Origin of the sequence: Candidatus Methanoperedens sp., assembly GCA_027460535.1 — an archaeon.
Lineage (GTDB): Archaea > Halobacteriota > Methanosarcinia > Methanosarcinales > Methanoperedenaceae > Methanoperedens.
Genome location: JAPZAR010000036.1, coordinates 33,610 through 58,258, shown reverse-complemented (window position 1 = coordinate 58,258; position 24,649 = coordinate 33,610). Strand labels below are relative to the sequence as shown.

At 40.3% G+C, this 24,649-nt stretch carries 25 protein-coding genes and 1 pseudogene; 10 read left to right on the top strand and 16 right to left on the bottom strand.

Features of this window, described 5'->3' with window-relative positions; all coding sequences use genetic code 11:
• The first annotated feature begins 35 nt into the window (after positions 1-35).
• The gene (locus O8C65_15755) at positions 36-617 is read left to right on the top strand and encodes a DJ-1/PfpI family protein (GenBank protein ID MCZ7358374.1); all 582 of its coding nucleotides are present in this window, start codon (positions 36-38) and stop codon (positions 615-617) included.
• Between the two features lie 355 nt (positions 618-972).
• Here O8C65_15755 and O8C65_15750 read toward each other — a convergent pair whose 3' ends face one another.
• The 14 genes and pseudogenes from O8C65_15750 to O8C65_15685 all read right to left on the bottom strand — a co-directional run bounded on the left by O8C65_15750 (position 973) and on the right by O8C65_15685 (position 11,546).
• Positions 973-1,419, bottom strand: coding sequence for a hypothetical protein (locus O8C65_15750; protein ID MCZ7358373.1), 447 nt, complete (start codon positions 1,417-1,419; stop codon positions 973-975).
• Positions 1,416-2,276, bottom strand: coding sequence for a hypothetical protein (locus O8C65_15745; GenBank protein ID MCZ7358372.1), 861 nt, complete (start codon positions 2,274-2,276; stop codon positions 1,416-1,418). Before O8C65_15745 ends, O8C65_15750 begins: the two co-directional genes overlap by 4 nt.
• A gap of 11 nt (positions 2,277-2,287) precedes the next feature.
• Entirely contained in the window at positions 2,288-2,797 is a 510-nt protein-coding gene (locus O8C65_15740; protein MCZ7358371.1) for a hypothetical protein, read from the bottom strand.
• Between the two features lie 9 nt (positions 2,798-2,806).
• Complete coding sequence (locus O8C65_15735) at positions 2,807-2,929, bottom strand: hypothetical protein (GenBank protein MCZ7358370.1); 123 nt, start codon at positions 2,927-2,929, stop codon at positions 2,807-2,809.
• A gap of 18 nt (positions 2,930-2,947) precedes the next feature.
• A complete protein-coding gene (locus O8C65_15730; protein MCZ7358369.1) occupies positions 2,948-3,106 on the bottom strand; it encodes a hypothetical protein in 159 nt (52 codons plus the stop codon).
• 52 nt (positions 3,107-3,158) lie between these two features.
• A complete protein-coding gene (locus O8C65_15725; GenBank protein ID MCZ7358368.1) occupies positions 3,159-4,529 on the bottom strand; it encodes a YncE family protein in 1,371 nt (456 codons plus the stop codon).
• A gap of 142 nt (positions 4,530-4,671) precedes the next feature.
• On the bottom strand, positions 4,672-6,042 hold the full coding sequence (locus O8C65_15720) for a YncE family protein (protein MCZ7358367.1): 1,371 nt from the start codon (positions 6,040-6,042) through the stop codon (positions 4,672-4,674).
• Positions 6,043-6,455: 413 nt separating this feature from the next.
• Positions 6,456-6,728, bottom strand: a pseudogene (locus O8C65_15715) (transposase).
• Positions 6,729-7,077: 349 nt separating this feature from the next.
• Positions 7,078-7,800 carry a class I SAM-dependent methyltransferase gene (locus tag O8C65_15710; protein MCZ7358366.1) on the bottom strand — a complete coding sequence of 241 codons (723 nt, stop codon included), beginning with the start codon at positions 7,798-7,800 and terminating at the stop codon, positions 7,078-7,080.
• A gap of 294 nt (positions 7,801-8,094) precedes the next feature.
• Complete coding sequence (locus O8C65_15705; GenBank protein ID MCZ7358365.1) at positions 8,095-8,553, bottom strand: DUF5711 family protein; 459 nt, start codon at positions 8,551-8,553, stop codon at positions 8,095-8,097.
• 12 nt (positions 8,554-8,565) lie between these two features.
• Positions 8,566-9,444: a hypothetical protein gene (locus tag O8C65_15700; protein ID MCZ7358364.1), complete on the bottom strand. Its 879-nt coding sequence runs from the start codon at positions 9,442-9,444 to the stop codon at positions 8,566-8,568.
• Between the two features lie 225 nt (positions 9,445-9,669).
• Positions 9,670-10,506, bottom strand: coding sequence for a PhzF family phenazine biosynthesis protein (locus tag O8C65_15695; GenBank protein MCZ7358363.1), 837 nt, complete (start codon positions 10,504-10,506; stop codon positions 9,670-9,672).
• Positions 10,507-10,703: 197 nt separating this feature from the next.
• Positions 10,704-10,919 carry a hypothetical protein gene (locus O8C65_15690; protein MCZ7358362.1) on the bottom strand — a complete coding sequence of 72 codons (216 nt, stop codon included), beginning with the start codon at positions 10,917-10,919 and terminating at the stop codon, positions 10,704-10,706.
• Positions 10,920-11,255: 336 nt separating this feature from the next.
• Complete coding sequence (locus O8C65_15685) at positions 11,256-11,546, bottom strand: hypothetical protein (protein ID MCZ7358361.1); 291 nt, start codon at positions 11,544-11,546, stop codon at positions 11,256-11,258.
• A gap of 143 nt (positions 11,547-11,689) precedes the next feature.
• Between O8C65_15685 and O8C65_15680 the strand changes: the two genes are divergently transcribed.
• Positions 11,690-12,259 carry an ArsR family transcriptional regulator gene (locus tag O8C65_15680; GenBank protein MCZ7358360.1) on the top strand — a complete coding sequence of 190 codons (570 nt, stop codon included), beginning with the start codon at positions 11,690-11,692 and terminating at the stop codon, positions 12,257-12,259.
• Here O8C65_15680 and O8C65_15675 read toward each other — a convergent pair whose 3' ends face one another.
• Positions 12,260-12,853 carry a hypothetical protein gene (locus O8C65_15675; GenBank protein ID MCZ7358359.1) on the bottom strand — a complete coding sequence of 198 codons (594 nt, stop codon included), beginning with the start codon at positions 12,851-12,853 and terminating at the stop codon, positions 12,260-12,262.
• Between the two features lie 452 nt (positions 12,854-13,305).
• Here O8C65_15675 and O8C65_15670 point away from each other — a divergent pair, with 452 nt between their 5' ends.
• The 3 genes from O8C65_15670 (at position 13,306) to O8C65_15660 (ending at position 15,958) form a co-directional block, all read left to right on the top strand.
• Positions 13,306-13,443 carry a hypothetical protein gene (locus O8C65_15670; GenBank protein ID MCZ7358358.1) on the top strand — a complete coding sequence of 46 codons (138 nt, stop codon included), beginning with the start codon at positions 13,306-13,308 and terminating at the stop codon, positions 13,441-13,443.
• Positions 13,444-13,460: 17 nt separating this feature from the next.
• Positions 13,461-13,631 (top strand): hypothetical protein, encoded by a 171-nt coding sequence (locus O8C65_15665; protein ID MCZ7358357.1) that lies wholly within the window; start codon positions 13,461-13,463, stop codon positions 13,629-13,631.
• Positions 13,632-14,137: 506 nt separating this feature from the next.
• Positions 14,138-15,958, top strand: a complete 1,821-nt coding sequence (locus tag O8C65_15660) for an SUMF1/EgtB/PvdO family nonheme iron enzyme (GenBank protein ID MCZ7358356.1) — start codon at positions 14,138-14,140, stop codon at positions 15,956-15,958.
• A gap of 145 nt (positions 15,959-16,103) precedes the next feature.
• On the opposite strand, the gene O8C65_15655 is transcribed toward O8C65_15660, so the two are convergent.
• Positions 16,104-17,846: a hypothetical protein gene (locus tag O8C65_15655; GenBank protein MCZ7358355.1), complete on the bottom strand. Its 1,743-nt coding sequence runs from the start codon at positions 17,844-17,846 to the stop codon at positions 16,104-16,106.
• Between the two features lie 383 nt (positions 17,847-18,229).
• Between O8C65_15655 and O8C65_15650 the strand changes: the two genes are divergently transcribed.
• The 5 genes from O8C65_15650 to O8C65_15630 all read left to right on the top strand — a co-directional run bounded on the left by O8C65_15650 (position 18,230) and on the right by O8C65_15630 (position 23,824).
• A complete protein-coding gene (locus tag O8C65_15650) occupies positions 18,230-18,850 on the top strand; it encodes a hypothetical protein (protein ID MCZ7358354.1) in 621 nt (206 codons plus the stop codon).
• 348 nt (positions 18,851-19,198) lie between these two features.
• Positions 19,199-19,345 (top strand): hypothetical protein, encoded by a 147-nt coding sequence (locus O8C65_15645; GenBank protein ID MCZ7358353.1) that lies wholly within the window; start codon positions 19,199-19,201, stop codon positions 19,343-19,345.
• On the top strand, positions 19,342-20,829 hold the full coding sequence (locus O8C65_15640; protein MCZ7358352.1) for a right-handed parallel beta-helix repeat-containing protein: 1,488 nt from the start codon (positions 19,342-19,344) through the stop codon (positions 20,827-20,829). The genes O8C65_15645 and O8C65_15640 overlap by 4 nt, the downstream gene beginning before the upstream one ends.
• Positions 20,830-20,888: 59 nt before the next feature.
• Entirely contained in the window at positions 20,889-22,013 is a 1,125-nt protein-coding gene (locus tag O8C65_15635; protein MCZ7358351.1) for a HEAT repeat domain-containing protein, read from the top strand.
• A 134-nt stretch (positions 22,014-22,147) separates the two neighbouring features.
• A complete protein-coding gene (locus tag O8C65_15630) occupies positions 22,148-23,824 on the top strand; it encodes a tetratricopeptide repeat protein (GenBank protein MCZ7358350.1) in 1,677 nt (558 codons plus the stop codon).
• Positions 23,825-24,649 lie beyond the last annotated feature (825 nt).

The window sequence follows — 24,649 nt, the reverse complement described above, 5'->3', positions numbered from 1 at the left end:
AAAAGAAGAAATACAAAAAACGGAAAGGTGAACATATGACTGCAAAGAAGATTTTGATAATAACAGGTGACTACGTAGAAGATTATGAAATGATGGTTCCATTTCAGGCACTACAAATGGTTGGACATACTGTGCATGCTGCGTGTCCAGGTAAGAAAGCTGGTGAACAGATACGAACTGCAATCCATGACTTTGAAGGAGATCAAACATATAGCGAAAAGCGTGGTCATAACTTTACTCTGAACACCACTTTTGATGATATCAATGCTGAAGATTATGATGCACTGGTAATTCCAGGTGGACGAGCACCAGAATACATTCGTTTAAATAAAAAAGTAATACAAATTGTACAAGATTTTGCTAAAAGAAATAAACCAATCGCTGCCATCTGTCATGGTCCACAGGTATTAGCCGCTGCCAACATTCTAAAAGGAAGAAATTGTGCAGCATATCAAGCTGTTGGACCCGAAATAAATTGTGCCGGTGGCAAATGGGTAGACATAGCTTTGGACCAGGCTCACATAGATGGTAACTTGGTAACTGCACCGGCATGGCCTGCACATCCTGAATGGCTGGCTAAGTTTCTTGATGTACTAGGGACAAAGATTGAACCATGAGAGAAATAAATTAAAAATATAAATTTTAAAATCCATGAGCATCCCTGTGATGCCTCCCGCTTCTAACGGGAGACTAAAGACAATAGGCGTTCTCGTGCATCCATAGCGGTATCTCTTATCAAATAATAATTAAGGCGCTAAAATTGGGTATGGTTAAAACCACAAAGTAGGCATAAAGAAAGGAGCTTATTCATAGTCCCAGTTTAGGTGATTATTAGGCGTGGAAATGCCTATAAAACTCAGTGAGTTTTGTTAATAAAGTCGTAGTTCAAGCATACAACTATGACCTCAACCGAAGCTTCTGGAATTAACGAAGAATTAACGGAAAAGGATTTAAATTTACACTAAATTATAATTATTTTAAAGTATGAAAATACTTAATTGCATGCATACCGTAGGTAGTAATATAATCTATTGATATATTTCCGCCATATGTCCCTTTCTCCGCATTATCTGGAATTGCAATTGTTACTTCTACCTGAGTAGGCTCATCCAAGACAAAGTCGTTCCTATTTAAGATGGTCCAGTTCTGTATCGTCCCGTTTACGGTGATATGAATCTTCGCTGGCGGCTCATTTCCCCTTGTCAGATTCATTGTTTTTTGAACCTTGGTTCCCGGGAATGTGGTTCCAAAGTTGAACATCCTCTGGGGCTCCTTTGTTGTATACACTCCGATTTGTCCTGGCTCGCTTATTGTTATTACAACAGGCAGTGTCTCACTGAATTTCCCAACCGGAATATTCCATATAATAGCTAAGAAGAAAAATAAAAAAATGAGAGGAATGAGCCAATACAATCTCATTTTCGTCGCTTTAAGACCACTACTAAGAGAACTACAAATAGAACGACTATTCCGGCGGCTGCAATCAGAGTGCTGTTGCTCCCTCCTTTTTCTTCACCTATGATCAAAGGCACGGGCTTATACGCAGCCGATGTTGTCCTCTCCGAGCCTTTAGCAATTGTTGCGGCTTCGACATACACATCATAATTACCATCTGTTATCCCTTGAGTGTCCCAGAAAAGCTTAACGGTCTTTTCTTCACCGAGAGCAAAATCAACAGGAGTGCTCGGAATGCTTGCCATAACATTGCCATCCTTTTTGACCTCCAGTTTAAAGCTGGCAGAAGTGGCTACATTTCCGTTATTCTTTGCTGTAACTGCAAACCTAGCGACACTGCCTGCCGACACGGTTGCGGGAACTTCAGCTCCTGTTATTTCAACCGAAGCAACAGCTCCAGGTTTTATCACATTGGCATAGATATTTCCCTTCGTAGCTACCGCATATCCAACATTTGCGCCTCCGCCACCGCCAGAAGTAGGCACAGTCTTTTTACCTTCAGCAGTTACAGTACCTGTGAGCTCGCCAAGACCGGCATCCTGAGGCACTTCAAGGTCGAGGGTTATCTGCATTACATTCCCTTTTGCGAGATCAAACTCGACTGGTGTGACTTTTGTCCAGCCTTTTATGTTTCCGTCAATCGTAACCACGAAATGGTTATCGAAATCATACTGGGAATTTTCCAGCGTGACAGTCTGGTTATAGGTCTTGCCCTGCTCCACATCGCCGAAGTTGGCGCTCGATATGCCGAGGGCGCTGGCGCTGTTTATCATGAGGATGAAAAATAACAATGCATAAACAATTTTTATCATTTTTTCCATAATTTTGACACCTATTCTGAATTGGAGAATGTTAATATAATAGTGCCGCTGTAATCACCTGCTGGTTGGGCTTGAGGCACGGAAAGTCGTGCAGCCAATCTTGTTATGGCACCAAAGGCTTGTGCAATCGTAATTCTGACATCAGAGCCCGAGTCGCTCAAGACATTCATGTTTTCGACAGCCAAGTTTTCGTTGGTTCTTGCTAATGCAAAGTTAGAAGCGTTGAGCACAAAGCGACCGCTTACAAGCCCGTATGTGCCATTTCTGCTATCATTGAATCTCGCATCTACTGTTGCGTTCACATCACCAGTGTTGTTCAGTGTCACAGAGTTATTGATTATCTTGCTCTGTCCCACCAATATTGTGCCGAAGGTGCCGTTGGAGGATTGAACGTATGTGTTTTGACCAGTAGCAACGGTGGCGCTGTAGCCGATTGAGTTGGTTTCAGCCGCACCTGTGTTTGCAAAACTTGCAGTAACTATTACTGCAAGCAATATTTTTGCTCTACCCATGTTTCTCATTTTACCACCTCATATATTATTCGAAAACGTCAATATCATAGTCCCGCTATAATCCCCAGCAACCGCATCCACAGGCACACCCAGCCTCGCATCCATCGCAGTCACACCCGGCGGCGCGACCGCTACCTGCACATCGGCGCCGCTGTTATCTTAAGCAACAGGCACGCCTGGAATTCCTAAAGCGAAGTTTGTGGCGTTGAGCACATTGGCGCCGCTGATTAATCCGAACACTCTTGCTGTGCTGTCGTTGAAGCGCGCCTCGACTTTAGCAGCGAGGTCGTTTATGCATCTGTTTTTATCTGCGTTCATATGCGGTTCATTCCTGCGCGTTAAAAAATATGGAAATCAGGTGCTGTTACACCTAATTTCCAAACGTCAAAATCACAGTTCCGCTGTACGCTCCTCCCGGCTGCGCCTGGGGCACGAAGAGTCTTGCGTCAAGTACTGTCAATGCCCCGAAGCCCGGCGCAGTTGCAACCCTGGCATTCGTCCCGGCATTATTTAATGATGTCCAGTTTCCCGTATTTGTTTTTGCAAGCGAAAAGTTGGAGGCGCCGATTATGTTGCTGCCATTTACAAGTCCATACACACCGCCAACATTGTCACTCAACCTTGCATCAACGGTTGCGGTCGCATCGCCTGTGTTGTTCAGGGTAACAGAGTTATTGATTATCTTACTCTGTCCTGCAAGTATTGTGCCAAAGTTGCCGTTGGATGCCTGGACATAAGTGTTCTGTCCGCTTACGACAGTGGCGCTGTAGCCCACAGTCGAGCCTGCCTCAGGACCTATAAACTGACCGAAAGCAACAGGACTGGTTCCGACAGGCACTGTGGCTGTAACAGTGTTCGTGGCAGTGTCAATCACAGAGACGTTCTTGCTGCCAACGTTCGCCACGTATACCTTTGTTCCCGCCGGGTTTACTGCAACTCCTAAAGTCCCGCTTCCTACAGTTACAGTAGCTGTAACAGTGTTAGTGGCAGTATCAATCACAGAGACGCTGTTGCTGTTTTGGTTCGTCACATATACCTTTGTTCCCGCCGGGTTGACTGCAACTCCAAAAGGACCGGTTCCTACCGTTACGGTTGCTGTAACAGTGTTTGTGGCTGTGTCAATCACAGAGACGCTGTTGTTGTTATAGTTCGCCACGTATACCTTTGTTCCCGCCGGGTTTACTGCAACTCCAAGAGGATAGCTTCCTACATTCACGGTGGCTGTAACAGCGTTTGTTGCAGTATCAATCACAGAGACGCTTTTGTTGTTATAGTTCGCCACGTATACCTTTGTTCCCGCTGGGTTTACTGCAACTCCATAAGGAGAGCTTCCTACAATCACACTGGCTGACACAGTGTTTGTGGCAGTATTAATCACAGAGACGTTGTTGCTGTTTAAGTTCGCCACGTATACCTTTGTTCCCGCCGGGTTGACTGCAACTCCATAAGGAGAGCTTCCTACAATCACGCTGGCTGACACAGTGTTTGTGGCAGTATCAATCACAGAGACTTTGTTGCTGTTTTGGTTCGTCACATATACCTTTGTTCCCGCCGGGTTTACTGCGACTCCATAAGGAAAACTTCCTACAGGCACGGTAGCTGTAACAGTATTTGTTGCAGTGTCAATCAAAGAGACACTGTTGCTGTCATCGTTCGTGATATATGCAAACGGCGCCGCGCCTGCGCTTCCTGCCAACAATAATATTGCCAGCACTGCTAGCAACCTGACTAAATATTTCATTTTTTTACCTCCTAAACATTATTCGAAACGTCACTATTACCATCCCGCTGTAATTCCCATATGCTCACCCTGCACAATAGATATGTCGAGATTTTTCTCATACTCTCACCTAAAAAAATATGGAAATCAGGTGCTGTTACACCTAATTTCCAAAGGTCAGAATCACGGTTCCGCTGTACGCTCCTCCCGGCTGCATTTGAGGCACGAAGAGTCTTGCGTTAAGTATTGTTAAAGCGCCAAAGCCAGGCGCAGTTGCAACCCTGGCATTCGTCCCGGCATCATTTAATGATGTCCAGTTTCCAGTATTGGTGATTGCAAGGGAAAAGTTAGAACCTCCGAGAACGTTGCTTCCACTTACAAGTCCATACACACCGCCAGCATTGTCACTCAACCTTGCATCAACGGTGGCGGTCGCATCGCCCGTGTTGTTCAGGGTAACAGAGTTATTGATTATTTTGCTCTGTCCTGCAAGTATTGTGCCAAAGTTGCCGTTGGATGCCTGGACATAAGTGTTCTGTCCGCCTACGACAGTGGCGCTGTAGCCCACAGTCGAGCCTGCCTCAGGACCTATAAACTGACCGAAAGCAATAGGCTGTCCTCCTACATTCACGCTGGCTGTGACAGTGTTCGTGGCAGTATCAATAACGGAGACATTGTTGTTGAAATAGTTCGCCACGTATACCTTTGTTCCCGCCGGGTTTACTGCGACTCCAACAGGATAGCTTCCTACTTTCACGGTTGCTGTAACAGCGTTCGTGGCTGTGTCAATAACAGATACGTTGTTGCTAAATTCGTTCGTCACGTATACCTTTGTTCCAGCCGGGTTTACTGCAACTCCAGAAGGATAGCTTCCTACATTTACGGTGGCTGTAACAGTGTTCGTGCCTATGTCAATCACAGAGACGCTGTTGTTGTTATTGTTCGTCACGTATACCTTTGTTCCCGCCGGGTTGACTGCAACTCCATAAGGACCGCTTCCTACAGGCACGGTGGCTGTAACAGTGTTCGTGCCTGTATCAATAACAGAGACGCTGTTGCTGTTATAGTTCGCCACGTATACCTTTGTTCCCGCCGGGTTGACTGCAACTCCATAAGGACCGCTTCCTACAGGCACGGTGGCTGTAACAGTGTTCGTGCCTGTATCAATCACAGAGACGCTGTTGCTGTTATAGTTCGCCACGTATACCTTTGTTCCCGCCGGGTTGACTGCAACTCCCCAAGGAGTGCTTCCTACATTCACGGTTGCTGTAACAGTGTTCGTGGCAGTATCAATCACAGAGACATTGTGGTCGTTTTCGTTCGTCACATATACCTTTGTTCCCGCCGGGTTGACTGCAACTCCATAAGGACTGGGTCCTACAGTCATGGTGGCTGTAACAGTGTTCGTTGCTATGTCAATCACAGAGACACTGTGGCCGCCAAGGTTCGTGATATATGCAAACGGCGCCGCGCCTGCGCTTCCTGCCAACAATAAGATTGCCAGTACTGCTAGCAACCGGACTAAATATTTCATTTTTTTACCTCCTATTCATTTCGTATTTCGTTAGATGCTCGGCAAAGGTAATCTACCACTACTTCTGCAGTATGTTATAGCCTGCCTCTGCTATTATGAGGCATCCATTCCACGGTTAACGGTGTTAACCATTATGATATAGATAATATATATGAATATAACAATTGTTACTTTTTTTTTGTACCATTTTTGATTCAATTTCAATTAAAATCCTTTCAAAATTACAACCGGCAGGCAGTGCCCACATGGACAGTTTGACCCCTTCGGACGTGCCTTTCAATAGCTGCCTCCCCGCGTAAAAAGACAATCCGAATAGTGCCAGACCCAAAACACCAATAAGAAAAGACCATATCTTGTTTGTTGCTTGCGTTCTCATCCTTACTAATGAAGCTCTGAGCCTGACAGTTTCTCTCTTATCCCGCACGTCTTCGGTGAGGAACATACGAGCATACCAACATATCGCCTCTTAACAATTTTGCGAACAACTTAGCATCAAGTTTATCGTTATTTAATTTGTTCGATGCTATCGCCTTTGTCTTGAGAGGATGGACAAGATGAAGATCAGATTCGATCTCCTCAAGCTTATCCCACAATACTACCCACATGTTCCCGGTGGATTCTATTGCGATATGTGAATTGTTGTTCCCCAGCTTCTCTTTGACTTTATTTATTGCTTCTATATTGTTTCCAAACCGAAATTCATACTATTTCTCCTTTCTGATCCTGGACACAGGCTACTCAATAGTCTCGATGGATGTCTATTCCAACGTATTTTTTCTCCATTGTTTTACCTCTCTGGGGGTTTTTCGCTGCATACAGCCATTCGCATGTTGTTTTATGCACATCGACAGCTGCGCGGAAAGGTCCAGTCACCAAGTCGACCGAGGTGGTCATGTTGGTAATCGGACCGTTACCACGCTACCCAAAAAAGATTATGGAGGCATTAACATGTCGTCATGAATTGAAACGGTCATTTTCTTCTGCGCTGATATTATTGTTCAGTCGATAAAATTAGTTATCTGAAGATCCTGCATACTATTTTTTGCCACCATACATTGTAAATATTCCATATTTATAGAAGCAATCCACATCTTTGAAGCCGATAAATTTTAAAGCGCCAATCTGAGCATCCAAAGTATCAGGTTTGTTTTCCACAAGGTCTTTATATCTTTGGATGATCTCCTCAAAATAATTACCTTCTATTTTTAAGAAGGTTTTTCTTTCATCAATCCATTCTTTCCAAAGCAAGAGATACCATCGCTCAAGGGCTTTTGCTGGAGCAAGGACTGCATCAATGTTTAGAAAGTACCCATCGGTATCCAAATGGGAATAGATACTCCTGAATATTGCTTTTTTCTCATCCATTGTTAAATGATGTATTGCGAGTGAAGAAACTATAAAATCAAAATTCCCTTGCACAAGGTTTTTATCAATAATCTCTTGAAAACTTGCTTTAATAAAATGAGTATGATTAAAACCATTTAGACGCTTTCTAGCTTTATTGAGCATATCCTCCGAACCATCTATCAGAGTGGTTGATATCGAGTTATTAACTTTCAAAAGCTCATGAGTAATAATCCCGTCTCCACATCCAAGATCAAGAATGTTAATTTTTGGTTTGTTGTTAATGAAATGGTTGTAAAAAGATCTCAGAATCTCAAGCAACCTCCTCCGCTCTACGATATAGATATCCGAATTTTCTATGTATTCTTGAGAAAACTCAGCTTTTGCCCACTTAGATTTATTGAATTCTGTCACAATTCTATAGCCTCACCTTTGCAGAATATTTCATATAATATTTAGAGATTATGGCCATCCTAGCGTTCAGAGACCTTTCCGTATGAAGTCCGGCGCCGCAAAAAAATCGAAAAAACGTTAGCTGCATCTTGAATCCTGAACCATCGAGCATCCTCACCCGATGCGTTCGGAATTCATTCCGGCGATCTGTGACTGAAGGCAATTAGTTTTCATGCTCATAAAAGACTATAGGCAGCCTGCACAACTTTCCAAATCCCAAAATTCAGCGCACTTTGGATAATGGAAAAACCTGTACTAAGTCTTTAATTTCCTGGCTCTCTCTATGTCGAATTTGAAAAAGTAAATCCCTTTTTGGGACCCTGCTACTATATATGAACCATCTGACGAAACTGAAACGCTATGAACGTTCCCACCTATTTTGTATTTCCATAGAAGCTCTCCATTTTTATTAAAAAAATAAATGCTTCTGTCTTTAGATCCGGCTACTATATATGAGCTATCAGATGAAATTGTGACACTATTAACCATGTCACCTGTTTTGTATTTCCATAGAATTTCTCCTTTTTTATTAAATAGATATATGTTATTATCCTGTGACCCAACTACTACATATGAACTATTAGAGGAGATAGAAATACATAGCATCCGGCTTTCTGCAAGATAGCTCCACAAATGTGCACCTTTATCACTGAATAAAAGAACTTCCCTTTCAGAACCTGCTGCTATGCGGGTGCCATCTGAAGAGATGGCCATTAAATGAACGTCTCAATCTGTTTTATGTTTCCATAGAACCCTTCCTTGTCTATCAAATAAGTAAATATCATTACCAGAGATTACAGCTACAAATGAACCATCAGATGGAATTGATACTACAGTTTCTTTAAGTGAGATAATATCGTAGTCCCATAAGCTAGTTCCCTGTCGATCAAACAGAAAAATCTTATTCTTATCACATTCTTCTCCACCAAGATTAAAAACCGCCGCTATAAAGCTACCATCAGAAGATATAGAGATACATTGTACGAAGCCTTGTCGCATATATTTGCATAAGAGTTTACCATTAATATCGAATAATTTTAGATTATTTTGAGTGCCTATAGCTATGCTAGAGCCATCTGAAGAATGAGAAATGGAGGTTCGGTAAACATCATCCCACCACAAGAGCTTTCCATCTTTGTTGAAGATGAGGGCATCGTCATAGAAACTTCCTTTAGCATATGTTGCTGCTATATATTTGCCATCAGAAGAGATAGAAGTAAATGAAATACGGTGATCAACTGCCAAAAAAGCTCCAATTAAAGCTCCTATAAAAGAGATAATTGGTGCTAATTTGTTAATTATTTCATTGGAACCACCACTTATAAAGGCGATAAAAGGAATAATGATAATAACAAATATAAAAGCACCAAAAATCATAGAAAAAATTATGCGAACAATATCGTAACCTTGTTTATAAGTCCATAACAAAGTTGGATCTTCTGATTCTTTCCCGCTAAATATTTTTAGCTCTTCATCGAGCTTTTTAACCGTGTCAACAAGCGGTTTCCTAAGTTCTTCATATTCTTCATCAAGTAGGTCTCCAGAAGAATAATTTTTTTCAAGATATTTGATTTTAGAAATTACTCCATTCTTTTCTTTCTCCAATTCCCCAGTTTTATCGGTAGATTCTTGAGTTTTCCCTATTTCATTAGATAATTCAGATTTTTCTTGTTTTTCTTTTTCATACCAAGCCGTATTATCACTACCGATTAGATAAACAACCTAAGGTTTATTCTGTATAAAAAAGCATCTTTTTTATTTTATTAACCTACGCCTGAATAAAAACACAGAATCCCAGCAAATTACCAGAGACGCCAAACCCTCGAGCAATCAGCGCTCTGATGCATCGGAACTCATTCCGGCAGTCCGTGACAGCGATCGTGTGAGCTCTCCACGAAGAACCGTGACTGCCTGTCCCCCGGGATAAACCCGCTTCCCACTCAAGCGAACACGCACGACACCACCACGTCCAGAAGCTTGATAGGCTATGAACTCATTTTTATTAAGATGTTTCCTCCAAAAGGGGCCTAAGCAGCAGTGAGCAGATCCCGTGACTGGATCCTCATTAATCCCTAACTTCGGCGCGAAAAAACGGGAGACGAAATCATAGCTTTGGGTAGCAGCAAGGCTAGTAACTATGACCCCTTCGGCTGAAATTTCGCTGAGTAAACCGAAGTTCGGCTTCAAGTTCCGTACTGTCTCCTCTGAGTCTACTTCCACAAGATAACCAAATCGGTTTTTACCGACATATTTCGGCGTAACTCCCAATGCTCTGGCAAGACCGAGTGGAGGAGCTACCTGCTCTTCTGGTTCGGCTGGGAAATCAAGTTCGATCCAATCGCCATTGTGTTCAGCCGTCAGAAGCCCGCTGCGTGTATAAAAGCGCACTTGCTGGTCTGGCTTCATGTAACCTGCTTCCCATAATACATGCGCACTTGCCAATGTTGCATGACCACAGAGGTCAACTTCAACTGCCGGGGTAAACCAGCGCAGATTGAAGCTATCTTTTTGCCTATAAAGGAAAGCAGTCTCTGATACGTTCATTTCTTGCGCTACTTTCTGCATCCAACATTCATCTCGCGGTTCGGGCAGTATGCAAACCGCAGCAGGGTTGCCTGTAAATGGTTTATCTGTGAATGCATCTACCTGAAAGATTACTGATCTCATGTTTTCCTACTTGCCTGCAATGGCGTATAACGTGTGTTTGCGAAGTATTAAGATTAGTGTCTAATCCCCATATTTGGGGGAAGCAAATCTGCTTTTTGGCTGTTATAATTTCTAAAGGACTTCTAGATAAATGCCACTATCCCAAAATTCATTATCTTCACGCCAAGAGCAGCTCTTTAAAAAGCCTGCTTCAGCCTTCATGACCCCTGCGTGTCAACCTGATTATGAAATATTGGGGTCGGAAGAATATGCGCACTCTGCACAAAACAAGGTGCTGCACTCACAATGTTTGTTGATGTCGTCCTGGTCATACATGCCCAGCCTCCTTTCATGCTGAAGTGCATGCCATCGCAGATATCCACATGATCAAGCACATCGATGCCTGTCTCTACCAGCATCTTGGTGAGCCACATCTTCTCTGATCGACCTGGTATCGCCCAGATGGGTGATTATGGGCCACGATGATATGTGCCGCGGATTCTACTAGGGGGGCGCGGAAAGATCATTGTGTTTCCGGTCGGAAAATGGGCTGAGAATTATCAGTATATTGCATCCTTATTAGCTACTTTGCAGGTTGCAGGGCAAGAATGGGTTTGAAAACCTTGAAAAGCTACTCAGACAGGAATTGTGTCTGAGCTAAACAATACAAAAATTATATTCCTGTCATAATAAGGGTCGCCGCCCCCTCGAATACTTCTCCACTCACCTTGCTTCAATCTCCCTCTTAATTGTGTCATCTATCTTAAGAATCATTCATTAAAACCTGACCTCGACATGACCAGCGCGCCCTCCGGGCGTAATTGCCAGGGGTTTAGTTCACGGTGAATAACCACCTCCTGCGGTAATTCGCCTGCTGCCTGGGCGGTAGTCGTCGCTCTGCTCCGACAACCGTCGGTTAGCTTATTTCCCTGATGCTTGCAGTTGCTCACTGCCTGGGCGCCCAGTTGGGTCAACTGGGGCACTGCGAGGGGATTATTTATAGTTATTATGCGGGCGAGATGCCCCAAAACGATACCCGCCAGGTCTCTGTCATAAGCCATCAGAACTATCTGTCGCAGGGTACGGATCATATGGTGTTCGCTCCTAAATATATTGAAACGATTCTACTATCAAATGTATCCCGGCAATCTATATCAACATCATCGGTATATATACCAAAAACTCATATTATATCCACAACATCATGTCCACCGAATCCCTGATAGACCTCTCCAAAAAACTCAGCAGGAATAGCAGAGTAGACATTTTAGAAAAGCTTTGCATGAAATCCTGTCGGGTCCGCGATCTATCAGATGATCTGGATATCAGCAAAGAAAGAATCTCAGAGGCGCTTACAGACCTTGTTTCATCTCGTCTGGTTATTAAGTTTGAAAGCGAAGCCATTATCGTCGAACCACACTCAATATATGTGATATCTCCTTTCGGGAGCGAAATTCTGGACATTAGTGATAAGCTGGATTCAATCAAAGGAAAAGTTCCTGAAAAGATCAGGGATTTCGGGGATGGGATTGGATATATTTTAAATTATTGTCTAGAAGCTGATTTCAAAGTAAATCATAATGCAAGAAAAATCAAGGAAGGGATCAGGATCAACATGGACATAGAAAAAAGAACTCCGTGTGAGAAGAAAAATTGTGAGATCACCTGCGAACCTGTGATCAAAAACATAGTAAAACGATTTGGGAGTGTTGACCAATTTGAAAAAGGAGATCACGCCAATTGCAGTTTCAACATAAAATTGATTCGAAAATAACTACTCTAACCTTTTTTCCTCCTCATTGACAAGTTTTTCCTCCTCAATGACCAGACTCTCTCTGATGTACCTGATCACCAATTCAAGACGCTTGGTCTCTCCCTGATCCTTAAATCTCTCATTATCCAGTAGAATGCGGACATACTCAAAAAGAGCACCAGGCATGCTCTCATCTGCAAGATTCCAGGATAATACTTTAATAATTCTTGAGACTTCATCGTGGGTCAGTAAACCTTTTCGTTCAATTTCTATCAGCCCAATCTTAATAGTTCTCAATATTTCATCATCTAACGTTTTGCGGACATTCTCAAAAATCGCACCAGGCATGCTCTTATTTATAATATTCCGGGTTGATACATCAATCATTCTTGAAACTTCATTATGGGTCAATAAACCATTTTTTTCAAATTCTTTTAGCATATTTGCATTATTTTCGAGTTCAGAATGTATGCTCAATTTTTTATGTTTAAAATTGCCCTCCTGGAGATCAGGGAACTCTAAATCGAACCTGCTGTTAAAATATTTGTTTGAGATCATTTTCATCCTATCATGTCCTACGATCTTTTCCCATTCATCGATCAATTCAGAGTCCATACCTGTGTCTTATGTGATAAAAGTAAATAAAAATTGTTATGGAGAAAAAAGGAGAATCCAATGATGGATTGAGGGGCAAAATCAACGGTAAAAGGGAAGCCTCCAAATCGCTCATAATACATGTCATTTGGTGCTAATATAAAGTCAGGTTAAAAAGATTTGTTACGACATTTCCGGAACAAAACCCAATTTGTTCCGATTTTCAGGTAACAAATATTATAGACTACCAATTATTATATACAAATAATCTATTGTAAAATTCAGTCAATAAAGTAAATAAGGGTGATAATATGGATAAAAGTTTCCGTACAAATGTAAAAAAAGAATACAACAAAAACTACAACAAATCCAGTTTTACATCTGGGGATTGAAATTATGGGCATGAATTTGAAAAATATAAACTACAAAGTAGCTCAATGTTTTCCTGTTCATTATTCAAATGAGGATTCAGAATGAAAAACTATAGAGGTATTGAAGAAGATTGGCCAAGAGTTTATGTCTGCACTTTCTGCAAAAAGGAGTTCGCTTCAATGGATTCCGTGTTTAGCCACATGAGAGATGAGCATGAATTTGTTCAAAAAAGCAAATAAAAAGGAGGCGAGTAACAATGGATATATTCGAAGTACTAAACGCTATCTTAAAGAGAAAGAAAGCAATCATGAATAGCGGTGTGGACGAGCAAGACGCCTTGATAAAAGCAGAACTTGATGTATCTAACGAATATCACATATCGCTTTTTGACATCAAGAAGTTAGTTGAGCCGCGGGCAAAAACATAAAACATCCCGAGATTCAAAAATATATCTTATCCAAAGCTCAAAACGATGAAAATGTTGTATAAATACTCAAACACATAATCGCCTGAAAGCACTTGGTGCTCTTATCAAATCATATCTACCAACTTTACAAGCAGCAAGTAATAACTATCGAGATACAGTAGAAACCCAATTTAATTGACTGCAATTCGCGGGGTGCTGTATTTGATCTAAACAGGTAGCTTGAACTATATCCTTTTTTATCAGTTTACCCAACCAAAATCTCCATCTTTTTTCTTTATTTTCAGACTGATGTGCTGAAGTTTATTATATATGCTGATCATAGATACATAGCAGTGCCTATGAATTTAAGAAATGTGGATAATATAATAAAAATTAGCTTATTTATAAATAAAGTTTCTTTCCTATCTATCAATAGACTAAATTAAATGGATGTGATTGTGGGCTTTGGCAAATGGATGAAAGATATTCTCAAAAAGCAAAATGAAAAATGATAGCGGAGGGGGAACATGAACCCAGATGATTTAAAGGATTTATCTGATGAATTAGAAGCGATAAAGAAAAAGTACACAAAGCAAAATAACCCTGCAGGGACGGCTCGTGAAGCTGGAGATAATGATACTGCAATAAGAGAAGGGGATTGTGATGAAAGAATTAAGGTTATGATAACCTCAACCAAAGTAACCTGGGAAGATATTGCAGGTATTGATAATGCTAAGAAAGCTATCAATGAGTCCGTTACTTTTAGTAAAATTAAGGGAAGACCTGACCCATGGAAAGGCATTCTTCTTTTTGGACCTCCCGGAACTGGTAAGACAATGCTTGCTGCGGCAACTGCCGGCTCTTTTAAAGCTACTTTTTTTAATGTAAAAATAAGCGATATATTATCAAAATATTTCGGTGAGTCTTCAAAGATCATCTCTGCTTTATATGATTGTGCATGGAAAAGAGCCCCGTCTATCATTTTTCTGGACGAAATCGATTCTATTGTGAGTATCCGTAATACTGAGAAATCTGAAGCTTCGATAAGAATATTGTCCACATTGCTTTCAGAAATGGATGGATTGCATAATAAGAATTCAAGCCGGCATATTGTGACAATGGGCGCAACCAATACTCCATGGGATATTGACTCTGCAGTGCTCAGCCGGTTCCAAAAGCGAATTTACATCCCTCTGCCTGATCCGCAGGCTGTTATGAAAATGATTAAACTGTATATACATAAACATGATTTAGAGTTCGACGGGGATATGCAGGAGATAGCGAAAAGCTGTGTCTCGAAATTATTTTCAGGACGCGATATCGCAACACTTTGCACGGAAGCGCACTGGAACATGTGGAATGAACTAAATAAAGGAATTATAGATCCAATTTCTCCTATAATAAGGTCGCTAAATAATTCAGATTTCAAAAAAGCTTTAGCGAGTATAAATGGTACAGTAACAAATCAAGATGTGGATAAACATGTAGATTGGGCAAAAAAAAATAGCTCATATTTCGCTGATAAAGAGCAGACAACAGAAGCCCTGCCTTTCCTTGAAATAGTTGAAACGGAAAATAAAGAAAAAAACAAATCAATAAAAGAGAAGGAGAAGAAGGAAAAAGAAGATGATGAGAAAAAAGCCAAAGAAGAGCAAGATAGACTAAAGGCTCAGCAGGAAATAAAAGGCATGAAGTTCGCGCTCATCCCCGCAGGCAATTTCATGATGGGTTCGAATGAATCTGATCGGGAAAAACCTGTTCATAAAATAACAATAAGCAAGGCGTTCTATCTTGGCGTCTATCCTGTGACTCAGCAGGAATGGAAAGCAGTTATGAAAAACAATCCTTCAAATTTCAAGGGCGAAAACTTGCCTGTAGAAAGAGTATCCTGGAAAGATGTTCAGGAATTTATAAAAAAACTCAATGAAAAAGAAGGTACAAACAAGTACCGCATGCCTTCAGAAGCTGAATGGGAATATGCAGCGCGCGCCGGGAAGACAACACGATATTCATTTGGTGAAGATGAATCAAAACTTGGCATTTATGCATGGTATGAAGAAAACTCAGGGGGCAAAACCCACGATGTTGGTCAGAAAAAGCCCAATCCATGGGGTTTGTATGACATGCATGGCAATGTTCAGGAATGGGTGCAGGACAGTTGGCATGAAAATTACAATGGAGCTCCAGCAGATGGAAGTTCATGGGAAAGTGTAGATGGCTCTTATCGGATTATTAGGGGCGGTAGCTGGAACAGAAGCGCAGGAGGATGCCGGTCGGCGCTTCGCAACCATGAAAAATCTGACCACCCCAGCAACTTTCTCGGCTTTCGTCTTGTGAGGGATTTGTAACCACTTTCCACTTTATCCCTTTACTGGGTAGATGAAAAAGAGTTCAATCTGTGAAATCTGCGGATTTTCCTCTGAAATATTATCCACAGATTGCGCAGATTATCACAGAGAGAGATTATATAGCATAGACAATAATTTAGTAAATTCAGGACATTCCCGAATTAATTCCGTCTTTTCTCCTTTTGAATGCCATGAATATATCATAGCACATGATAATAGCTGCGATTATCAAGATTATCCCTATAATACCTGCAACAATGTTTCCGGAAGGTGTATCAAAAGTTTCGGAAGAGACCAGAAGGGAAGTAAATCCCCTGGTTAGCGACTGGTAGCTTACATAACTGAGAGCTGCTATCGATGTCACGATCATGAATACACCGGGGATTCCAGATATCATCCAACCTTTCTTTGTATCAATAAGCCATAACGTAATTATCATGAGTGAAAGTCCTGCCATGAGCTGGTTTGATCCCCCGAACAGCACCCAGATATATATCCATGTACCTCCGAAATTGGGAGATGCAAGAAAAAAAGTCGCAGCAAGGAAAAGCACAGAAGCTATTATCTTATTCCTAAGGAGTGGTATTTTCTCTCCCCCGATTTCGTGGATTGTTAACCTTCCAAGTCGCACAATAAGAATCATCACAGCAAGCGCAAGAGCAACGAATATGAGCCCGACATAAGCGTTCGCAGTATCGCTTCCGCCAAGAAGATTTGCTGCTCCCTTTGAGAAAATGTCTGCTGCTGAGAGTGGATTTCCATGTGCATCAGTCGTATCCGCAACTGATAGCGTGGCAACTATTGACAGCGCAAGGAGCGCAAGCATACCTTCTGCAAGCATGGAGCCCGCAGTCACAGGTGCAACATCTGTCTCTTTGTCTATTTGCTTAGAGGTAGCTGAACTGCTCACAAGGCTGTGCCAGCCAGATATAGAGCCGCAGGCGATCGTTACAAAAAGAAGCGGCCATAGCGGCATTGCTGCTGTGCCTGACATTCCAGCGAAAAATTCTGTATATTCAGGCATTAAATAAACATGATTCCCGAATATGAGAGTGGCTGCGAGGGCTATGATTCCGAACAACACTACATAAAAGAACATGTAAATCGTGGGCTGGGTAAATTTCCAGATGGAAGTTAGAGCCGCTACAAGGCAGATCGCAAGTAGAACTGTAAGCCAGATATTCGGAACTTGGATCCCCCAGGTACCGAAATATGGGAAATCGATCACCCATCTTCCGCCAATCGGGTTAGGGATCATATTCAAAGAACCTGCCCATATTCCACCTACGATCAATACTATGCCTGCGCTTGTTGCTATGATTGGGTCCATCTTCAACCGGTACATCTTCAATCCCACAAGTACACCTGCTAAAAGTACTGTAGCTGTGGGTATGATGTAGTTGATATTTTTTGATAGCATCACTGCTGCCAGACTTGAAAAAGCTGCCATAAGGAGTATCAGGTAGAAAAGAAGGAATATCAGAAGGATGTTCCGTGTGCGCGGGCTTATTAGCTCATAAGAAAGCGGACCCAAGCTCTTGCCATCCTTCCTGACTGACATCATGCATGAAAAATAATCCTGCACCCAGCCAATAAAAATATTCCCCACAAGTATCCAGATAAGCGCAGGAAGCCAACCCCACAGCAAGCCGGCTACGATAGCGCCCACGACAGGTGCGAGTCCTGCTATGCTTTTGAACTGGAAACCAAAAAGGACGTTTTTATTTGTGGGGAAAAATTCCACCCCATCATTATATCTATCCGCAGGAGTACGTATAGAAGGGTCACATTTCATTACATATCTATCAATTTTTTTTATACGTAAATAATATACATGAATAAATATTAGGATACCTACAACAAGTATTAATGCTGCATTAACTGCCATTTTATAAATAATCCTCTATTTTGACACCAAACCTTCAGGTGTTAACATGAAATTATCATGATTATTTATCAATGTTTCGGTTTAAGCAAGTGATCTTGCCAGATTTGCATCTTTCAAAGATGATACAACAGTGCATGAATAATGACCAGGTCGCTGTCCTGCGTCGCTGTTAACGGACGAAGAGACACATGCCTGCCGGGCTGGGTGATGAACTTCGAATGAATAAAGTCAGGTTAAAAAGATTTGTTACGCCATTTCCGTAACAAAATCCCATTTGTTCCCAGTTTTCTGTAACCGATCTTATAAACAACTAATTCTTATCCACAATTAATCTACTGTAAAATTATATCAAATACAAGTAGATGGTTTAATAAGGAGGCAAAATGACCAAGAATAAACCACATAAAAGTTATGAACTCATTATAGTTTCAATAATAATAACTATGACGATCCTACTTGGGTCAGGATTGCCAGCGCAGGCGGAAACGTATACTTACGTAACGAATTATGGTGGCAACACCGTATCGGGGATTTACCCGATGACCAATACAGTCATGGGCACACCCATCACAGTGGGAACAAATCAAATCGGTTTTGGAGTGAATACGGCTGGGATGTCGGTGAATCTTTATGGCAACACCGTATCGGGGATTTACCCGACGACCAATACAGTCACGGCCATACCCTTCACAGCGGGAACAAATCAAATCGGTTTTGGAGTGAACACGGCTGGGATGTCGGTGAATCCGTATGGCAACACGTTATCGGGGATTTACCCCATGACCAATACAGTCACGGGCACACCCATCACAGTGGGAACATATCATATAGGAGAGGCAGTGGACACGCCTGGGACATGCGGGGAAAATCTTAATGGCGATCCCGTATATAAAGGCTCTTTTGTCTGCACTTACCCCGAGTTTTCTGGGTATCTGGGTATTTTAATAATGCTATTGCCATTAATATTTCCATCTATATTTCAAGGTCAAGACGAAGACCTTTAAATATTCAAGATAAGGATTGAAGGTCTTATTCCTTTTTCAACAAGGATTCCGCGAAGACCCCAATCATTTAAAAACAGATTTGTTACACTATTTCCGTAACAAAACCCCTTTTATTACGGTTTTCAGGTAACAGATATTATAAACTACCAATTATTATATACAAATAATCTACTGTAAAATTCAATCAAAGAATTGGAAAACAGATAGTGAAGTTAGATAAGAAGTGATTTATCATGGAAAATTGCGGTTTGAATTTAAATGATAAAAAGAGAGGGGATAAAATATGTTTGATATATTCTTAAAATTTCTTGGGATTCAGTTTAACTTTTGGAGATCGAAATTATCAGTATGAGTTTGAAATATATAATCACCAAAGGATTGGGGATGCTATTCATAATTGCAACACTTAGGGCAAGGGATGCTGGTGAATCCTGGCTCTTGATAGGAACATTTGCAGGACTTGCTGTATGGCTTATATCAATGGATACAGAATGAATAAGAAATTTGGTTTGATTGCATTTGTCACAATTGGAACAATATTATTTTTTGTTGCTTCCGCAACGATAACCAGTGCATCAACGATTTATGTGCCTGATAATCACATAACTATTCAGGAAGCAGTTAATGCTTCAAATGGTGGGGATATGATTATTGTCAGGGATGGAACTTATTCCGAGAATATTAAGGTGAACAAGAGATTGACCATTCGATCTGAAAATGGATCTGCATTTTCGAAGATCATAGCAGCAAATCCCAAAAACAATGTATTTACAGTAACAGCGGATTATGTGAATATTAAAGGGCTTACGATCACAGGAACAACATCCAATAAACTCACTGAATTTGCCGCCGGAATATATCTTGAATTGGGCGTGGATTATTGCAATATTTCTGATAACAACGTATCAAATAATGGTGATGGGATATGGCTCTGGAATTCGGGCAATAATATCATTGCAAATAACATTGCAAACTCAAACGAAAACATTGGCATTTTCGTTGTTTCTATAAGTGATAATAATACGATAATAAATAACATCGTGAACTTTAATAATGTTAGCGGCATCGAACTTTGGGGCTCGAACAACAACATGATCGTAAACAACACCGCATCAGGCAATGACCGGGGTGTCTATTTGTGGGATTCGAGTGAAAATTCTCTTTCAGGTAACAATGCTGACTCAAATAAAAACAACGGTTTCTATCTCCTTTTGGGGGGAGATAACCTGTTACAAAACAACGCTATCTCGAAAACTCATAATGGTATCTATCTCGATAAATCGAGAAATAACAGATTACAAAACACCACCTTATCGAGCAATAATTATGGAATTTATATGTTTTCGTCTGACAGCATTATCGACTCGAATAATTTTATAGATAATAAAGAGAACATCTACAATGTAACCTATCCACTACCATTATTTGAAATAGTTTTTTCATTCGCTGGATTATTGGCAATGTTGTATGTAGCCTTTAGATATAGAAGACATTTTTCACGTTTTGGTGATTTATCAAGAAAATCTATAACTGGATTTCAAGTTTTTATTATAATAATAAATATACTTCTTTATCTAGAGTTGATATCACAAAACTTTATGCCGATAATGAATGTTTTCAATCTAACTATTTTAATAATATTGGCATTTATTGGATTACTTATTTTTGTACTGGGAGTATTCATCATATTCTGGAGTATATATCTTCTAATAAAAGAGGTTTTTATTCATGGAAACAAATTGATAGAAAGAGGTCCCTATAAATTCGTTCGTCATCCCTTGTATCTCGGTTGGATTATTGGAACCCTAGGACTCGCATTATCAGCGAATTCATTAATTGGTTTAATATATTCATTGATTCTTGCTTTAATTCTGTCCTATATAGCTGAATATGAAGAAGAAGACTCAAGAACAAGAATTGGCGATGAATATGGGGAGTATATGAAAAAAGTCCCTAGGCTTTTTCCTTTTGGGAGATAATTATGCTCAAAGAGGTAGCTTTGGCAGGGATGTTAATTGATTCGTGAGGTGAGTAAAATATGACTACATTTCACGCAATAACCAAGAAATGTTATGCATGTAATAAGGCAAGCATACATAAAGAAATTGGGTCTACAATTACCTTTGGTTCGCCTGATTTAGATACAAGGCCCCCTGAAATGGAACGATCAACTATTGATATGTGGGTACAAATGTGCCCATCATGCGGATATTCTTCCGCGGACATATCTGAGGGAAATGAAAAAGCGTTAGATGTTATATTTACAGATTCTTACCAAGAACAAATAGACAGCCCGGAATATCCCAAATTAGCAAATGCATTTCTTTGTTTTTCATTAATTCAAGAAAACAACTGTGAATATTTGGGAGCAGGATGGAGTAGTGTTCATGCGGCATGGGTATGCGATGATGCTGATTATGAGACCAGTGCACAGAAATGCAGAATGAGAGCTGTGTCTTTATTTCGAAAAGCAAAAGAAAATAATCAAAAGTTCGCTGAACAGGATGGTGTAGAAGAAGTTATAATTGTTGATTTGCTGAGACGATCGTGCCAGTTTGAACTGGCATTCAGTATATGTGAGGGGGTATTAAAGAAAAAACCAGAGAAAATAATCTCAAATATCATGAAATTACAAAAAATGCTCATCAAGAATAAAGATGTCGCTTGTCATCTAATTGCAGATGTAAGTGAGGTGCCAATGGAAGTTGGGCCAATTATTGAGGCTTTGAAGGATGAAGACTACAATGTTCGAAGGAATGCAGCAGAGGAGCTTGGAGAAATAAAAGATGTAAAAGAAGTAGAGCCACTTATCGAGGCATTGAAGGATCAAGACCTCCCTGTTCGAATGAATGCAACGGATGCACTTGGCAAGATAAGGGATGCAAGAGCAGTAGAGCCACTTATTAAGGTCTTGAGGGATAAAGACTACAATATCAGAATGAATGCAGCTGATGAACTTGGTAAGATAAGAGATGCAAGAGCAGTAGAGCCACTTATTGAGGCATTGAAGGATGAGGATAATGTCTTTCTAAATATTCATTGGAAAGCGGCTGATGCCCTCGGTGAAATAGGGGGTGATAGGGTCATCGAGCTTCTTGTTCAGGATTTAAAGGATGAAAACAAAGGTGTTCGAGAGGGAGCGGCATATGCTCTTGGAAGATAAAAGACTGCAAGAAGTATAAGAAGAGCATATTGCATCGAATTTGCGATCTTCTGCGCCTCAATGTAGATAAGAAATTTCAATAGACTGATAGGCATTCAAGAAACAGCAATTTAAATAAACTTGGAGAAAACTATATGAAAGCAGTGAAATTATTTAGAGAGCAGGAGGTGTTAAGAATGAGCGGGATAAATATTTTAATTATTTGTTTGATATTCTTTTCATTTATGGCCCAAGTAGTAGAGGCAAAAACTGCTGATGAATGGGTTGCTGAAGGTATTGAATTGGGTCAAGCAGGAAATTACACAGAAGCAATCAAAGCCTATGATGAAGCTTTAAAGATTAATCCACAGGATGCTAAAGCGTGGAATAAAAAAGGAAAAACTCTTTCTGACCTTGGAAGAAATGACGATGCAATCAAAGCATTAGATGAAGCATTGAAGATTGATCCACAATATGCTGAAGCCTGGTATAACAAAGGAACTGCTCTTTACAGTCTTGGAAGAAACGATGAAGCATTTAAAGCATTGAATGAAGCAATCAAGATTAATCCACAGGATGCTGATGCGTGGAATAACAGAGGAAGTGTTCTTATCAGTCTTGGAAGATACGATGAAGCATTTAAAGCATATGATGATGCCTTGAAGATTGATCCACAACTCGCTGAAGCATGGTATAACAAAGGTTTTGTTCTTAACAATCTTGGAAGATACGATGATGCAATCAAAGCATTAGATGAAGCATTGAAGATTAATCCACAATATGCTCTATCGTGGAATGAAAAAGGATTTTCTCTTATCAATCTGAAGAGAAATGATGAAGCATTTAAAGCATGGGATGAAGCCTTGAAGATTAATCCAAAGTTTGCTCAAGTGTGGAATAACAAAGGAAGTGCTCTTTACATTCTTGGAAGATACGATGATGCAATTAAAGCTTACGATGAAGCATTGAAGATTGATCCACAACTTGCTGAAGCATGGTATAGCAAAATTAAAGCTTATGATGGAATCTTGAAGATTAATCCACAGGATGCTGATGCGTGGAATAACAAAGGTATTGCTTTTAAGAATCTTGGAAGATACGATGAAGCAATTAAAGCCTATGATGAAGCCTTGAAGATTAATCCACAACTCGCTGAAGCGTGGAATAATAAAGGAAATGCTCTTAACGATATTGGGGACAACGAAAATGCAATTAAAGCATATGATGAAGCCTTGAAGATCAATCCACAATTGGATGCAGCATTGTATAACAAAGGATGGGCTCTTGTTAAACTTGGAAGAAATGAGGATGCAATTAAAACATATGATGAAGCCTTGAAGATTAATCCACAAATTGCTCAAACATGGTATGAAAAAGGATTCGCTCTTTCTAATCTTGGGAAATACGAAGATGCAGTTAAGGCATTAGATGAGGCCTTAAGGATTAATCCACAATATGCAGAAGCATGGCATGATAAAGGACTTGTTCTTTCCATTCTTGGAAGATACGATGAAGCAATTAAAGCTTATGATGAAGCATTGAAGATTAATCCACAGTATGCTCAAGTGTGGAATAACAAAGGAGTTGCTCTTGAGACTCTTGGAAGAAACGATGAAGCAATTAAAGCCTATGATGAAGCCTTGAAGATTAATCCACAGTATGCTCAAGCGTGGAATAACAAAGGAGATGCTCTTGGGAAACTGGGAAGAAACGATGAAGCAACTAAAGCCTATGATGAAGCATCGAAGTTGCAAAAAACACCAGGATTTGAAATAATAGTTGCAATCGCCGGGTTGTTCATGATAGCGCATTTATTGAGAAAAAAAGGATGATAATTTCCGGGATCCACCTGCATTATCGTGATGCTTTTCACCTGCTTCCCTGAGAGCCTGCAGGTAACTAGATGCCTGGAATGCACATATGGAAATTGCAAAAAAAAAATTAGCGAATCTATAAATACGAAAAATATTCTCTTTTATAACAAAATGACCGACTCTAAAAATCTGGGTCTAAAATGCCCCAAATGTGGGGAAAAGGTAAACATAACTATTTGGAATACCCTGAATATAACTCTTAATCCAGAATTAAAAGAAGAACTATTTCAGGGACGCATCAATATATTTCACTGCCAGAAATGCAAATTTGTGGTTCAATTTCCTAACACTTTTATGTATCACGATATGAAGAGAAAATTTTGCGTTATGTATTTCCCCGTACTGATATTTGGTAATGAAGATATGTTAAACAAAACGTTTACAGAAGATGGTGATTGTTATACCCATATCAAATGATATGCCAGATTATATGAAGAAAATGCATATAGTTTTTGATATGGATGAACTTGTACGGTATATTCAATTTAGAGAAAGATTGTTCAATTGTTCAAGCGAAAAGGGGTAAATCCTTCTGTTTCTTCATTATTCTTCTATTTCTGTTAGGTTTCATAGAATCTGCAATTTTCACAAGCAGATGAATGTTTTATAATTTCTAATACTTTTCGCAATGTACAATAGTATCAAAAAGAGGAAATTCCTGGCTTGAGAGAATTGGAGGAATAAATAAAATACGAAAGTAAATTGGCAATTCGGGACCAGATGATAAGCCCATACATACCGCTTTTTTGGAGAAACTGATTTGTTACACAATTTCCGTAACAA